This window comes from Rhodococcus artemisiae (genome assembly GCF_036327795.1).
Lineage (GTDB): Bacteria > Actinomycetota > Actinomycetes > Mycobacteriales > Mycobacteriaceae > Rhodococcus > Rhodococcus artemisiae.
Window position 1 is genome coordinate 1 of sequence record NZ_JAUTXY010000021.1, and the last position, 14,375, is coordinate 14,375.

The 14,375-nt window shown below is 65.3% G+C and carries 17 protein-coding genes; 16 read left to right on the top strand and 1 reads right to left on the bottom strand.

Features of this window, described 5'->3' with window-relative positions; all coding sequences use genetic code 11:
- Positions 1–123 (bottom strand): DUF4158 domain-containing protein (locus tag Q7514_RS33270; protein ID WP_408016215.1); only part of this gene is annotated, 123 nt, incomplete at its 3' end.
- A 712-nt stretch (positions 124–835) separates the two neighbouring features.
- Between Q7514_RS33270 and Q7514_RS29630 the strand changes: the two genes are divergently transcribed.
- From Q7514_RS29630 to Q7514_RS29705, 16 genes are all read left to right on the top strand, one after another.
- Positions 836–1,579 (top strand): DUF2637 domain-containing protein, encoded by a 744-nt coding sequence (locus Q7514_RS29630; RefSeq protein WP_330136834.1) that lies wholly within the window; start codon positions 836–838, stop codon positions 1,577–1,579.
- A gap of 751 nt (positions 1,580–2,330) precedes the next feature.
- Positions 2,331–2,522 (top strand): hypothetical protein, encoded by a 192-nt coding sequence (locus Q7514_RS29635; protein WP_330136835.1) that lies wholly within the window; start codon positions 2,331–2,333, stop codon positions 2,520–2,522.
- Positions 2,523–2,546: 24 nt separating this feature from the next.
- Entirely contained in the window at positions 2,547–2,759 is a 213-nt protein-coding gene (locus tag Q7514_RS29640; protein ID WP_330136836.1) for a hypothetical protein, read from the top strand.
- Between the two features lie 83 nt (positions 2,760–2,842).
- On the top strand, positions 2,843–3,187 hold the full coding sequence (locus Q7514_RS29645; protein ID WP_330136837.1) for a hypothetical protein: 345 nt from the start codon (positions 2,843–2,845) through the stop codon (positions 3,185–3,187).
- Positions 3,188–3,203: 16 nt separating this feature from the next.
- The gene (locus Q7514_RS29650; RefSeq protein WP_330136838.1) at positions 3,204–3,689 is read left to right on the top strand and encodes a DUF3560 domain-containing protein; all 486 of its coding nucleotides are present in this window, start codon (positions 3,204–3,206) and stop codon (positions 3,687–3,689) included.
- 88 nt (positions 3,690–3,777) lie between these two features.
- Positions 3,778–5,061: an IS256 family transposase gene (locus tag Q7514_RS29655; RefSeq protein ID WP_330136839.1), complete on the top strand. Its 1,284-nt coding sequence runs from the start codon at positions 3,778–3,780 to the stop codon at positions 5,059–5,061.
- A gap of 664 nt (positions 5,062–5,725) precedes the next feature.
- On the top strand, positions 5,726–6,526 hold the full coding sequence (locus tag Q7514_RS29660; protein ID WP_330136840.1) for a ParA family protein: 801 nt from the start codon (positions 5,726–5,728) through the stop codon (positions 6,524–6,526).
- Positions 6,523–6,843 (top strand): hypothetical protein, encoded by a 321-nt coding sequence (locus tag Q7514_RS29665; protein ID WP_330136841.1) that lies wholly within the window; start codon positions 6,523–6,525, stop codon positions 6,841–6,843. The genes Q7514_RS29660 and Q7514_RS29665 overlap by 4 nt, the downstream gene beginning before the upstream one ends.
- A 428-nt stretch (positions 6,844–7,271) precedes the next feature.
- On the top strand, positions 7,272–7,715 hold the full coding sequence (locus tag Q7514_RS29670) for a hypothetical protein (protein WP_330136842.1): 444 nt from the start codon (positions 7,272–7,274) through the stop codon (positions 7,713–7,715).
- A gap of 171 nt (positions 7,716–7,886) precedes the next feature.
- Positions 7,887–9,362 (top strand): ParB/RepB/Spo0J family partition protein, encoded by a 1,476-nt coding sequence (locus Q7514_RS29675; protein ID WP_330136843.1) that lies wholly within the window; start codon positions 7,887–7,889, stop codon positions 9,360–9,362.
- A 216-nt stretch (positions 9,363–9,578) separates the two neighbouring features.
- Complete coding sequence (locus Q7514_RS29680) at positions 9,579–9,857, top strand: hypothetical protein (RefSeq protein ID WP_330136844.1); 279 nt, start codon at positions 9,579–9,581, stop codon at positions 9,855–9,857.
- A complete protein-coding gene (locus Q7514_RS29685) occupies positions 9,854–10,411 on the top strand; it encodes a DnaB-like helicase N-terminal domain-containing protein (RefSeq protein ID WP_330136845.1) in 558 nt (185 codons plus the stop codon). Before Q7514_RS29680 ends, Q7514_RS29685 begins: the two co-directional genes overlap by 4 nt.
- Positions 10,412–10,493: 82 nt before the next feature.
- Positions 10,494–10,727, top strand: a complete 234-nt coding sequence (locus Q7514_RS29690; RefSeq protein WP_330136846.1) for a hypothetical protein — start codon at positions 10,494–10,496, stop codon at positions 10,725–10,727.
- Complete coding sequence (locus Q7514_RS29695; RefSeq protein WP_330136847.1) at positions 10,724–12,673, top strand: Fic/DOC family protein; 1,950 nt, start codon at positions 10,724–10,726, stop codon at positions 12,671–12,673. The genes Q7514_RS29690 and Q7514_RS29695 overlap by 4 nt, the downstream gene beginning before the upstream one ends.
- A gap of 18 nt (positions 12,674–12,691) precedes the next feature.
- Entirely contained in the window at positions 12,692–13,018 is a 327-nt protein-coding gene (locus Q7514_RS29700) for a hypothetical protein (protein WP_330136848.1), read from the top strand.
- A 289-nt stretch (positions 13,019–13,307) separates the two neighbouring features.
- Complete coding sequence (locus Q7514_RS29705; protein WP_330136849.1) at positions 13,308–14,273, top strand: coiled-coil domain-containing protein; 966 nt, start codon at positions 13,308–13,310, stop codon at positions 14,271–14,273.
- Positions 14,274–14,375: the final 102 nt, after the last annotated feature.

Below are 14,375 nucleotides of genomic sequence, written 5' to 3' on the forward strand. Positions count from 1 at the left end.
CGGATCCACGAACGCCAGATCCGCAGGCGTCAGCGTGAAGTACCGGAACAGCTCCTCGCGGCTGATCTCCGGGAATCCCCGCAGTCGTTCCAACTCCTCGTCCGCGAACATCCGCGTCGCCACGACCTCAGCCTCCACCAGCACCGACCAACATCATCATCGGCAGTCAAGCACCAACCAGTCGACAGTGCATGCCGAACTCGAAACCCCGTGCCCACCAGTCGGATACGCCAAATCCGCCCGATTTCCGGCGGATGCTACGGCTACCCCGACGTGAACGCGACCGTGATTCTCACTGTCATGGTCACGTTCACGCACCGATACCAGCAACGAACTCAAGTCGGCCTTGGCTATCGGACTATCACCGGTTCCCGTAACCCCTGACAGTCGGTATCGCCGCACGTTGCGGAGTTCTCACCGACCGCCCTGACGCTCCTATCACCCGCGAAACTCCACCTCCCCGATCGCGGCGGCAGGATCGGCTACGCCGGTACCGCCGAGTGACGTTCGCACTCAGCGCTCGGGAGCGGAATCCGTCGCAGTGAGAACATCCGCCCTGGCCGGTATGCATCACGCACCCGGTTGGGGCGCAGCTCTATCGACCGCCAATCACGAAGCCGTCGTGCAGCTTGGCGTCGCGAATCCCGTGAGAGCCGAGCCGCGACCAGCGATTCTCGTCGAGACGGGAAAGCTTCCCATTTTCATAGTTCCCATTGTTATTATGGGAACTATGAAATGGATGCGACGCATGAGACCTCTCAAAGCAGTGCGGCAGCGGCGGCGCGAATCGCGCCCTGAGAAAGCCCCTCTCGCCGCGAGTCCAGCAACCTTGAGCGTGAGCACACCCATGTGGATCGGCTCGGTCGCCATCACCGTGGGAATCGCCGCAGCATCATTCATTCTCAGCTTCATCGCGCTACGAGACCTGTCGATCCAGGCCGGACAACCACGAGAAATCGCCTTCCTGTTCCCCGTCATCATCGACGGGACGATCCTGCAAGCGACGATGGGCGTGGTCACCCGCCGACACGACCGCCAGGCCCGCCGATTCTTCTGGAAGATCCTGATCGGAGCCGCCGCCGTGTCGATCGCAGGCAACGCCATCCACGCCGTTCTCACCCACGCATCCGGATTCAATGTCGTCCTCGCCGCCGTGATCGCGGCCCTCCCACCGATCTCTCTTCTCGCGTCCACCCACGCTCTGACCAAGCTCGGCCGCCACGCCACTCTCGGAACCGAGACCAAGGAAGAGACCGCCAAGGAGTCGAAGAGCGCCGCGGACAACCTCACGCCGCCACCAAGCTCCGCTCCGCACCCCATTACCGAGCCCGGCACCCGAGCCATCGCGCACCAACTCGAAGTCCCCCTCGCCCACCTGGCCGCCACCCCCGGGGCCACCGCCTCGGATCCCACCGCAATGCCGAACTTCGGCTCTCATGAAGAACGTCGAGAATGGGCACTCGCCCGCCGTAAAGCCGGAGTCGACGTGCCGGTCATCGCGCAGGAAGTCGACCGCTCCATCGCCACCGTCTACCGCTGGTTCTCAGAAGCCCCCGAAGTCGAACACACCGCAGCATGATCTGAAAGCCCAGCGCAGGCAGAATAAATCACCAATAAAACACCTCAAAAGCATCATATCCACACCACAACACCACCAAAACATATGAGAATAAAATGATCATCAGGTGCTGATCAGGTGATCAGCACCTGCACTGTCATTCCCCTCGGCGCATCGAACCCGGAAACAACCACGGTTCGGTGCGCCGAGTCATGTCTGCACGGGGATAACCGGGGGCGATCCGCCCCCGGACCCCCTTTCCGGTCGATACCGGCATCAACGCAGACCCCGGCCTCGGGGTCTGTTTCGCATTCGGATGGGGGCCTCCCTGGCCTCGGGGCCGGCAAACGTATGCTCCCGCGGCCGGCGGCCGGTGCCCCTCGCCCTGGCCAGTAGCGTGCCCGGCCCGTCTGCCGACAGCGGCGGTTCAGTGATCCCAGGGGCTCCTCCCCCGGACCCCCGACCTCACTCCCAAGGTCTCCGCTTCCCGCTTCCCGCGTGCCCCTCGCCCGGACGCCGCACACGGGCCTTACCGGACCCGCCGACCACCACGCAAGGGAAAACCCGCCCTTGCCCGGCGGCCACCGCGCCCGGTTTACCAGGCCACGCCGACCGACCGAGGAACCCGCTCCCACCTCAACCCCACACCCCCGATACACCACAAAACACCAGGTCAAATCCCTAAAACACTGTGACCACCATCACCAAAAAAACACCAGAAAAGCACCTAATAAACATCGGAAAAGCACCAAAACAGATGTAAACTTAAGACATGAACAACGCAGAGAACACCGCCAAGCTCCGCGACGTCGGCCGCGACGTCGACGACCTGCTCAGCAACATCTCGACCGGAAAAGACATCTCGGTCGTCCTCGCCGAATCTTCCGAGGCCAAGAATGCCGCCCGCGCCGCAGGCATGACCGAAGACGAAATCAGCGCCGCATTCCAGTCCGGCCTGAGCTGACGACCCCCACCAAGGAGACACGCGATGAACAACACCACCCGTCAGACGATCGGCCTCACGCAGCCGCACTGCGACTACTACGGCTGCATCACCGAGCCGACCCACACCGACGGCGAATTCGTCATGTGCCCCCGCCACGAAAAAACCGCCTATTCGACAACCACCTACTGGCGACCGATCACCCGCATGGCCGCCCAGCCCGGCGACCTCTGGCCGTACTACCTCGCCGAGTACTGACCACACACAACACCAGGTGGGGAGCCTCACCACAGGCTCCCCACCCCCACCACCGACCGAAAGGACACACCCCAATGCTCGCCATGACCCACGCACCCGCCGACGGAACCATCATCGAGGGCACCAGTAAAGGCGACGGCACCGCCGCCATCCTCAAGGCCGCTGGCTGGAAATGGGGCCGCAGCATCACCGCGTGGTACCTACCGTTCAGCCGCGACCGCGCACCCCAGCTCGCCCGCATCGACCGCACCGTCGCCGCGCTGCGCGACGCCGGGTACGACGTCGAAACCGACATCGACACCACCTTCCGCGCCGCCGCCGACGCACACCGCGACCGAGACGCCCGACTCACCGACCGCGCCGAAGCCCTCGCCGCCAAAGCCGAAAAGCAAAGCCGACGCCGCCGCCGACGCCCACGCCCGCCATGACCGCGCCTGCGACTCTTTGCCACCCGGAGGCGAACCCGTGAAAATCGGACATCATTCGGAAAACCGACACAGCCGCGCACTCGACCGCGCCCATACCACCGCCCGCGCAGCCCGCGACGCCGACACCCTCGCCGCCGAAACCACCCGCCGCGCCGCAGCTGCCGCCCGCAGCACCGAGCACCGTTACAACCCGGCAGTGATCCACCGCCGACTCGAGCGCCAATCCGCCGAACTGCGCAGCATCGACCGCCAACTCACCACATACGAACAGACCCACCACAACGACACCGACAACCCCGCCCGAACCCGCCACATCGAACAGCTCCGACTCAACAAAGCCGAGCTCGAATCCGACATCGAATACTGGACCGCAGTCCGCGCCGAACAAGACGCCCAAGACGGCCCCAAGCTCTACAGTCGCACCGACCTACGCCCCGGCTACTACATCTGCTGCCATAACTCCTGGTACCGAGTCCGCCGGAGGTTGTCCCGGGTCTCGTAGAAGTTGAGGTGGTGGTCCCCCGCTCGATCCCTGCCGTGTGGTAGGTGTCGGGCGTTCCGCCAAGAACTCCTACAGCAAGGGGACCACCGTGAAGAAGAGTAGCCAGAACCCGTCAGTGGACGCGACACCACCCGTGCTCCCGGAGCAGGTCAACGTCGCGATGACCGAGATCGCCGAGAACATGCACGAAGGCCTGCTGGCGCTGGCCGTCGGCGCCGGTCTGCAGGTCATGCAGGCCCTGATGGACGCCGACGTCACCATGCTGGCCGGCCCGAAAGGCCGCCACGACGCGGAGCGCACCGCGGTCCGTCACGGCCGCGAACGCGGCTCGGTGACCCTCGGCGGGCGCCGGGTGCCGGTGACCCGGCCGCGGGTGCGGGCCGCCGACGGCTCCGGTGAGCTGCCGGTCCCGTCGTACGAGCTGTTCACCTCCACCGAGGTCCTCGGCCACATGGCGATGGAGAAGATGCTCGCCGGGCTGTCGACCCGCCGGTATCCGGTCGGCCTCGAACCCGTCGGCGACAAGGTCACCGAAACAGCTTTTGCCACCAGCAAATCCGCGGTGTCCCGCAAATTCGTGGCGATGACCGAAACCGCCCTGACGGACCTGCTCGCTGCGGACCTGTCGGGCTTGGATCTGGTGGCGATCATGATCGACGGGGTGCATTTCGCCGACACGTGCTGCGTCGTCGCCCTCGGTATCGACTCGGGCGGTGCCAAGCATCCGCTGGCGCTCGTCGACGGTGGCACCGAGAACGCCACCACCGTCACGGCCCTGTTGACGGGTCTGCGGGAGCGCGGACTCGATGTCACCCGCCCGGTCCTGGTCGGGATCGACGGATCGGCCGCGTTGCGCAAGGCGGTGGTCGAGGTGTTCGATCACCCGGTCATCCAACGCTGCCAACTGCACAAGATCCGGAACGTGAAAGACCGCCTGCCGCAGAAACTTCGAACCACGGTGGGCCGGAAGATGACCGACGCCTACCATGCCGACTCGGCGGTCGAGGCGGAGCCGGCGCTCGAGGCGATCGCCCGGGATCTCGAGCGCACCTATCCGGGTGCGGCGGCGAGCCTGCGCGAGGGCATGGCCGAGACGGTGACGGTGCTGCGCCTGGGTGTGCCGCCCACGTTGGCGCGGACGTTGCGCTCGACCAACGCGATCGAGTCGATGATCTCGATCTGCCGCGATCATGCCCGTAACGTCAAGCGGTGGCGGGATGCGCAGATGGCGCTGCGGTGGTGCGCGGCGGGGATGGTCGAGGCCGGCAAGAAGTTCCGTCGGGTCAACGGGTACCTGCATCTGCCGGCGTTGCGTGCCGCGCTCGACCAGGAGGCGGCGATCGTGCACACTGATCGGGTGAGCGCGGCCTGATCCCACAGGGGCCACTGCCGAAGTTCCACGAACTTCGGGACATCCTCGGTCCGCCGAGTCAACGCAAAGACCGTCACCGTCGACACCGACCCCGGCTGGAACGACAAAATCCCCTACGACAAGATCACCGACGCCCGCGCCGAAGACGCCAAAACCACCATCCGACCAGGCGAGTAACCCCACCCCCTCGGCCGCCGCCACCCGATCGCGGCCGCCGAGGGGGCTTCGCCGCGAGGACCCCATGGCCACCGAATCCCCGTTCGCCGAATCCCCGTTCGCCGAATGGGCATCCTGCCAGGCCGCACACAGCCAGTCGCCGACGAGCTCAGCCCCTCACTCACGCCGACATCAAAGCCCGAGACAACCAATACGCGGCGCACCAACCAATGGTGTTGGATGTGTGAACAGCATCGCAACTGCACCCAGACCCCCGCAAGGGGTGGGAACGCCGCGACTGCCTCCAGCCCACCTAACCCCCACCCGCCTCACGCCGGCAACGGCCAACGGCCAGGGCATCGAGCCCTGGCCGTTGGCATTCGCCTGGTCACCAACACCTAAACCGCACCGAAACAACACGAAATAAGCACCAAAACTGCAAAAAGCACGAAAACAGCACCCGATACGAACCAGAAGTGATGTATTCTCGCACCAAGAAAGGACGGCCATGAGCTCACAGATCATCCTGCTCACCAATGAAAAAGGCGGCGTAGGCAAAACCACCACCGTGCTGAACCTCGGTGAAGCCCTCGCCCGAGCCGGGAAAGCAGTGCTCCTGGTCGACCTGGACCCCTCCGGCAACCTCACCCTCACAATCACCAAGACACAACCCGGACGCCGGGACGACGCGACGGTGACTGTCGACCACATCGTCGAGCTGCACGCCGATCGACGCCAGTCTGCCTCCGACGCCATCATCAAAGACATCCGCGGCGGGATGGACTTGATCGCCGCACCCAAGAACCCCGCCGACCTGATCAGCGCGGAAAAGAACATCTCGAACGATCCCCTCGAAGGCCCACACATCCTGCGCGAAGCGCTCGAATCGATCCGTGAGCGTTACGACTACATCCTCGTCGACTGCTCCCCCACTCGAAACGCCCTCGAACTGTGCGCGCTCGTAGCAGCCGATCAGCTCGTTGTGATCAATGAACCCACACAGTTCAGCGTCGACGCGATGCAGAGAGTCACCGCCTACGCGCAGCGCATCAAAAAACGCAGCAACTCCGGTCTATGGGTACGCGGAGCGATCTTCAACATGTACAAGACCAACACCAAGCTTGCCCAAAAGTGGACCACAGACCTCGCTGAGGCCGGCATCCCCATCCTGGCCACTATCGGCTACCGAGAAGCAATCAAAGCGGCCATCGAAGCGGGAATTGCCTTGGCCGAAACCAAAGACGGCTGGCGCCACGCTCTGGTCTACGACGAGCTCGCCGCTACCGTCACGCAAAGGAAGAAGTCATGAGCGAGATCCGCAGCATGTTCGACGCCGACGAACCCGACGAGGACACCCCCGCCGCCCGTACGCCCAAGAAGGTCGTACAGCAGCCCAGTCTGGTCCGGCGCACCTTCACCCTCGCCGAGTCCGTCATCGATGCGGCGACCAATGCCCAGAAGACCCTGCGAGGCGCCTACCCCGGATCGCATCGCAGCATCAACAGCTACATCGAAGAAGCCATCGCCGAATACACCGCCAACCTCCAACGCGAGTACAACGACGGCCAGCCCTTCCCCGATGTCGAGAAGATCCGCCGCCGCAAGGCCAAGGACTCCGACGACTGACCGATCGACGCAAACCGTTGAAGGCCCCGACTTGTTCGGGGCCTTCGGTCTACGCAGACCTTCCCCGGCCTGTCTGCCGACGGTGGCGGTCCACTGATCCCAGGGGCTCCGCCCCGAACCCCCGACCTCACTCCCAAGGTTCCCCGCTTCCCGCGTGCCCCTCGCCCGACGCCGCACACGGGCCTTACCGGACCCGGCCGCCACCGCGCAAGGGAAAACCCACCCCCTTGCCCGGCGGCCACCGCGCCCGGTCCACCAGGCCACGCCGACCGACCGAGGAACTCGCTCCCACCTCAACCCCACACCCCCGATACACCACAAAACCCCAGTTCAAAGCCATAAAACACTGTGACCACCATCACCAATAAACACCAGAAGCACACCTAATAAATATCAAATCAGCATCAAAATAGATGTAAAATTGAGGCATGAACAGTGATATGCACCAACCGTCCGGCCTCGTACTCGACGTCTACCGCACCTCCCGGTACGGCGATTGCACCAATGGGGGAGTCAGCGCCACCCACGGTGACCTACTTCTGGTCGGCACCCTCGACGAATGCCGCACCTTCGCCACCGAGGTGGACGTCCTGCCCGCCGAATACGCCCCACATCGCGCCCGCCGTCACTTCCTCGACGGAGAAGGCCCGGCCCGCCCCACGGTCGCGCTACAGATCCGAGCCCGCAGCTTCTTCGCACGAGAACTACGCCGCACTGGTCCCAGTCGAATGGGACGACGAGGCCAATCGCTACCGCCGCACACGCTCGTGGGTGATGTTCGGAGGCAACTACGCCGCCACCTCCGACTCTCGACTCCCCGAGCTCGCCGCTCACTTCCTTCACTATCGGGCGAGCATCCTTCCCGTCCATGACCGCGTAGAACACTGAACACTCCAGCCCCGCCCCATGGCGGGGCCGGAGGTCACTAAGGAGAAAACCTCCAGGTCAACGGCCACAATGCGTGAAGTTAGTCACCAAAAAATGTACATCCAGACACCAAAAAAGCATCGAAAAAGCATCAAAACAGATGTAAACTAAGTGACATGAACGAGAACGGAACAGTCCCGCAGTTCGAAACCGTCAACCCCGCCGCTCTGCTCGCCGACACCAACATCCGCCACGACCTCCACCTGACCGACGACTTCCGCGAATCCATCGCCGAACAAGGGGTCCTGACCCCCATCACCGTCTGCCGCACCGCCGCCGGAGCGATGCGCGTACTGACCGGCCACCGCCGCACTGCCGCCGCCCTCGAAGCTGGACTGACTCAGATCCCCGCAATGATCGTCGGCGACGAGCAGGACGGCACCGAGGCCACCATCGACCGCCTGGTGACCCAATGGAGCGAGAATGAACACCGCGCCGCCATCACCACCGGCGAGCGCCTGGCACTGTTCGAGGCCCTGGCAGACCACGGACTCGACTCCGCAAAGATCGCCCGCCGCACCAAAGTGCGCCGCACAGAGGTCGACGCCGCCCTGACTCTGCGAGGCACCGAACAACGCGACGCCGTACAGCGTGGCGAACTGACCATCGAGCAGGCCGCCGCCATCGCCGAGTTCAGCGACGACCCCGCCGCTGTCGGACGCATCGAATGGGCCATCCGAAGCAGGCGACTCGACCACGCACTCGCTGCCGAACGTCTGTGCAGGACCGAACGCACTGAAGCCTTGGCCCGCGCCGCCGCAGTCCTCGCCGAGGCCGGCATCGACGCCGTCGCAATGGGATCGATGCACGAATGGATCGACGATGCCAACAGTGCCACGATCGAGCGTGTCACCGACGTCGATGGCAACACCCCCACGATCGAAGAAGTCGCCGCCGCAGGACACCTCGGCCTCTACGTCGACAGTCGGAGTATCTGCTACCACCGTGAGACCGGCGAGGAAGTCGACGAGGACGATCTCGTGGACGAGCTACCCGCCGAGGATCAGCGCGAGGAGTGGATGATCCCCCGCAACCAGGTTATCGAGACCGAGGAAACCATCCGCTACTGGCATGTCATCCGCTGCGGAGATTCCCCGTGGCGCACCTACTGGGGTAACCGCGCTGCTAACCCCGCCGCCGGTGAAGTTGACGCCGAGGCCCGTGCCGCTCAGCGCCGCGAGGTGATCGAGAACAACCGAGCATGGCGGGCTGCGACCGAAGTCCGCCGGACCTGGCTCGCCCAGCAGAGCACCCGCAAGACCGCTCCCAAGGGCACTGCTGCATTCGTGGCCACCGCACTGGTGAAGTGGCCGCAGATTCCCTCCGCGTACCACGCCCGCGCGCTGACCGAACAGATGATTCCCGCCGCGGACGCCCTGACCAAGCTCGCTACCGCGCCCGACGCCCGCGCTATGGTCCTGCTCCGCGCACGAATCCTGATCGCCCTCGAATCCCAGGTCAACGCCGACCACTGGCGCACCCCCGCCGACTTCGCGCAGTTCTACCTGCGCGCTGTCGCGGACCAGGGCTACACGCTGTCCGACATCGAGCGCCGCGCCGCCGGACTCGAGCCGTTGACCGACGAGCAGTAAACCGCCGTCCCGGTGGGCTGCCCCGTGCCGCCCGCCGGGACCCCGGCCTGCGGCCCCTTCCGCACCGCCGCACGAATCCTAGAAACATCAAAAATAGATCAAAACCACACCTGAAAATATGATAAATAAGCACCTGAAAGGCTTCACAAAAGATGATATTGAGACGACAATGGATCGAGACCTGGCAAAACCCCATCCCGCAGAAGGAGACCCGACATGATCGTCTGGACCGCCGCACTGACCGCGCCCGCCTTCACGCATTCCGACTCCGACTCCGGCTGCGCGTTCTCACATGCTGCCGCTGCATCCGACGCCGCAGAAGCAGCGCGCACGCTCGCGCTCGCCTACGCTGCGCCCGCCGGTAGCGAAGTGACCATCACCATCGACGGCCGCCCCGCAACCTGCGCCACCCTCGCCGCCGCGCTTACCGGCCAGCCCGACCCCACGCCCGTCCTCGACGCCGCCGACGCGCTCGACGAGCGGATCAGCGCATGACCGCCACGCTGCTCGACGAACCCAGCATTTACCGCAGCGCCGACGAGTTCGCCCCCGAGAACGGCGACACCGAAACCCTGCTGCTGTGCGCGGTGCTGTTCGCCGGCCATGACACCGCCGCCGACGTCGTGGACCTGCTCGAGACCACCGACTTCCACCAGTCGCTCCACGCCGACCTGTTCGACGCGATCGCAGCTCTTGTCACGGCAGGCCAGCCGCACGACCCCGCAATGGTCCTGACCCAACTCGAGCGTCACGGAAAACTCGCCGGACACCACGGACGCCGCCTCGCCTACGCATTGACCACCGCTACCACGGCAGGAGCCGACCCCACCGCAGCCCTCTACTACGCCCACGCCATCGTCAGCGCCGCCTACCGCCGCAGCTTCCGCACCGCCGGAGCCGTCATCACCTCCGCCGCCGAAACCCTGCCCGAGCACGAGTTGTTCGAGCACCTGCTCACCATCGGCTACGCGCAACGCGCCGCAACCCGCCGACTCGACCGCGTTCGAGCCCGCATCGGCGCCGCACCGACCGTCGGAACCGCCGAGTAGAACATAGGGGAGGGGAGGGGAGGGGAGGGGACGCCGGATCCTGCCTCACGACCCGACCGTCCGACACACACAGGAGGCCACCATGACTGACAGCACCGACGACACCAACCCTCGACGTTCGCTCCGAGAACGGCTCGAGCCATTCGGTGAGGATGCAGCGCGAGAGACCATCGCACAGCACGTCCGCGCCGCCTGCGCAATGGCAGGGGACTTCGGAGGCGAAGATCCCCGCGCGATCATCGACCGGCTCGAGGCCGGCCAGACCCGCGAGGACATTCTCAACGCCTACCGCCGCACAGGCCGAGGCGAGGAGTGACCACAGCATCACCCTCGGTCGAGGGCTACATCCCCGGAACGGACACGCGAGTCAACCTGCTCGGCATCACCGACGCGCAAGAACTCGCCGAAGTCGAGAAGCAACTGTTCACCCAGGCGATATGGCAGTTCGCCACCGTCCCGTCCCCGGAAGAGTTCACCGGAGACTTCCTGCGGGAGATACACCGTCGAGGATTCGACGGATTGTACTCGTGGGCAGGTCAATACAAGACCGTGCCCACCAGCCAGGGAAACCTGCCGATCGCCCACTCACATCCCGAAGACACCGCTGCCGACGTCGACGACCTGTTCGCTGACCTCGCTGCCGAGAACAACCTTGTCGAACTCGACCACGGCCCCTTCGTCACCCGCCTGGCCGACTACTGGGCGCGGATGACAGAGATCCACCCCTTCCCCGACGGAAATTCACGATCGCAGTACGAGTTGTTCCGGCGTATCGCAGACAGTGCCGGATGGGAGATCGACACAGCGCGTATCGATCTGGCCGCCCTGGCCGCATCCCGCTACATCACTGCCGAAAGCGGAGACCCCCGACTGCTCGCCGATGTGCTGGCCCCGGCCGTCGTGCCTGTGGACGGATACGCGCCGATCCCACCTGAGCCCGGTCGCCCCGTCCTGTCCCTGACCAGCCATCTGGCGATCATGCGGGACTACGACCGCGACCGCAGCGGCCCCTACACCGCACCAGCGACTTTCAGAGAGGTACCCCGAGTGAGAAAACGACCACTACACGGAGCCGAGCTCGATAACGCGCGTGCCCTGGTGCGCCTCGGATTGACCCTCGCAGAACGAACCAACTACGGCAACGCCCACGACGACGCCGTGCACCGCATCCTTGAGGGCACCTCCACCATCGAGGCCGAACGCGCCGCCGCCGGCCTGCCCGAGACGAACGACCGCTACAAGGATCTGTTCGACCCGCTCGCAGGCAAGACCACCATGCGCTACGACACCGGAGCCGTGGTCAACGCATTCGACGAACGCGACCCGGCACGCCTGCACGAACTCGTTACCTGGGAGCTGGCGCTGCGCACCGCCGACTACCTCGCCCACCGTGAGATCACCGGCGACGGCAGCGAACTGCACGCCAGCGTCGTGCACCGTGAACTGCACACCGACTTCATGCCGATCATCAGCGACACCGCCGCCTACACCGAACCGAAGATCCCGGCGGCCGACACACAAACGATCGCCGACCCGCGCCGGCTCGGACGCCACCTCGCCGCCATCCAAGAAGAAACCGAAGGCATCCAATCCGTTGCCGTACTGCTCGTGGCAGACCAGCTCGCCCACAGCAATCCCGACCGCACGATCGACTGGCGCGTGATCGACCCCGAAGCACTCCGCGCCGCCACCCACGCCGCGAACTTCCACGATGACCCACCTGAGGGCACCGACCCGGACTTCGCACTCGAGGACGCTATGCGGACCGTCGGCCGCGAAGCGTTCGCCGCCGAACTCGAGCGCGCCGTCACCACCGAACTCCCGACCGTCGCCCCCGGACCCGGAGATCTCGACCCGAACCTCCGGTATGAGCGCCACTGGGACGAGTTGGCCGAATACCGCAGCCCCAAACTCCAGGAGGGCACTCTCGACCAGGCCGACCTGCTCGCGCCGGTCACCGTCCCCAACCTTGCTCCAGACGGACCGGAGCGATGGGACCCTACGGACTTCAGCCCCGAACCCGAGCACGACCAGATCACCACCCACAACAACTGGTTGGTCCAGGACGAACTCGTGCAACGCCAGGAGGCACCCCACCGCGACACCGGCCCCCGAAGAGAGCGCGCGATCTCGGTCGAGTCCGAATCACCTTCGGCCGCACCGAAACACCAGCATCGACCCGCCCATCCAGACGGGCGGCCGCCGTCGGCTCACGACCACCACGGTCCGACCCAGGAACGGCACTTCGGACACGAACTCTGACCCGACCGAAAGGGATCGATGATGCTCGAACGCTTCCGACTGCGACGCCGCCTCAACCGGAACAACTCGGACCGCGCTGCTGGGGCAGCCTGGTCCGAGGCTGAGGCCGGCTATTCCGAGGAAGTCGCCGCCGCCTGGCACGCTCTCGACGACGAGGTCAAGGAAGACCTCCTCGCCGCAGCCGAAGAACTCAAGCAGGTTCGCGAGCAATACGGAATCACCACCGTGTTCCACTGCTACCGCAGTGGCCCGCCCAGGTGCGGACCTCTGCGGACGCCTGCGGACATCCGCGCCGAAGCCGAAAGCATCCGCGCCTCTGTGCCCAGTGCAAGTTCCGACCCCTGAATCCCACCCGAACGACCGGATACCGAACGGAACAGAAAACCAAGAAATCCAGAATTAAAGACCGGGCGGTTCGGGGTCGATCCCGGCGCCCCCAGGAGCATATGACCCGCCAGGCAATCTCGCGTGATTGCACAGCCGAGGAAGGCGGAGCCGCGAATATCCGGGGACGTGGCGATTGCTTCCCTGAGCGTCTGCGGATCGCCACTTTTCGTTTACGTACGCGTGTAACGTACGTAACGAAACGTTATGTTACGATATCGGGGAACGACGCTAATCGAGAGGGCGGACGATGGCCGAGCACAAGGGCGGACGGCAACGCCAGTACGCGACCGACGCCGAACGGGTCCGGGCATGGCGAGAGCGACAGAAGCAGAAGCGGGAGGCCGAACGGGTCGAGACTGCGGCACCGGTGGGCCCGACCGACGCAGTCACCACCCTCGCTGACGCGATCCCGCGCCTGCGGCAGGAAGCCGACGACGCCGTCACGCGCCTGACTGCGGTCTTCCAGTCGATCGCTGCATCTACCGAACTGCTCGCCGACCCGGCTGCGGTCGATACGCACCTGCGGCGGGTGCGCGCCGACGCAGAGAAGACCCGAGCTGATGCCGCCGCGGAAATCGCCGACCTCCGTGACGAACTCGAGGTGGCACGCCACGACCGGGACACTGCAGACTTAGTGGCCCGCACGGCCGAAAACGCCGCGGCCGAGGCCGCCGAGCAGCTTGAGAAGGCCGAGATCCAGCACCGGGACGAGTGCGCCGCCTACGACAAGAAGATCAGCGACACCGCAGCCGAGCACGAGACCGCGATCCATCGAGAACACGCGCGTCTAGAAGAGATGCAGGCAGAGCATGCTCGCGAGGTCGCCACCCTCGAAGACCGCGCCACGGAAGGTGAACGGCAGATCTCCGACCGTGAACGGCAGATGTCGGAGCTGCGCGTCTATCTCGACGAGAGCCGTGCCGAGATTGTGCAGGTGCGCGTCGACGCGGAACGGCAGGCCGCTGCCGCTGCGGCCGGCATCGAACGGCTCGAAGCAGACTTGGCTGCGGCCCGCACCGCCGCGGCAGACGAACGTGGCCGAGCGGACCGGCTGCGCGACGACCTCGCTGACGCCCGCGCGGACGTCTCGGCATCCCGAGCCGAGACGGCTAGCGCCCGCGACCGGATCGAGGAACTGCGCGAGGAACTGCGCGAGCTGCGCCGCGGGGCGACTACTGAGCCCGCTGGTGGGACCGACATCAAAACCGAATGAATGAGCCACCGATGACCTTCGCTGTCCAGCTCACCGCGCTCGTTGCTCAGATCGGCGAGGTCGTGACATCGCAGTCGCTCCGATGATCCCGCACACGCGCAC

Excerpts from the sequence above, each read along its gene's own strand:
- Q7514_RS29640 (WP_330136836.1), top strand. The coding sequence starts at position 2,547 with ATGAACAACACCACCCGTCAGACGATCGGCCTCACGCAGCCGCACTGC.
- Q7514_RS29675 (WP_330136843.1), top strand. The coding sequence starts at position 7,887 with ATGAACGAGAACGGAACAGTCCCGCAGTTCGAAACCGTCAACCCCGCC.
- Q7514_RS29660 (WP_330136840.1), top strand. The coding sequence starts at position 5,726 with ATGAGCTCACAGATCATCCTGCTCACCAATGAAAAAGGCGGCGTAGGC.
- Q7514_RS29705 (WP_330136849.1), top strand. The coding sequence starts at position 13,308 with ATGGCCGAGCACAAGGGCGGACGGCAACGCCAGTACGCGACCGACGCC.
- Q7514_RS29645 (WP_330136837.1), top strand. The coding sequence starts at position 2,843 with ATGACCCACGCACCCGCCGACGGAACCATCATCGAGGGCACCAGTAAA.
- Q7514_RS29670 (WP_330136842.1), top strand. The coding sequence starts at position 7,272 with ATGAACAGTGATATGCACCAACCGTCCGGCCTCGTACTCGACGTCTAC.
- Q7514_RS29685 (WP_330136845.1), top strand. The coding sequence starts at position 9,854 with ATGACCGCCACGCTGCTCGACGAACCCAGCATTTACCGCAGCGCCGAC.
- Q7514_RS29665 (WP_330136841.1), top strand. The coding sequence starts at position 6,523 with ATGAGCGAGATCCGCAGCATGTTCGACGCCGACGAACCCGACGAGGAC.
- Q7514_RS29690 (WP_330136846.1), top strand. The coding sequence starts at position 10,494 with ATGACTGACAGCACCGACGACACCAACCCTCGACGTTCGCTCCGAGAA.
- Q7514_RS29635 (WP_330136835.1), top strand. The coding sequence starts at position 2,331 with ATGAACAACGCAGAGAACACCGCCAAGCTCCGCGACGTCGGCCGCGAC.
- Q7514_RS29700 (WP_330136848.1), top strand. The coding sequence starts at position 12,692 with ATGATGCTCGAACGCTTCCGACTGCGACGCCGCCTCAACCGGAACAAC.
- Q7514_RS29680 (WP_330136844.1), top strand. The coding sequence starts at position 9,579 with ATGATCGTCTGGACCGCCGCACTGACCGCGCCCGCCTTCACGCATTCC.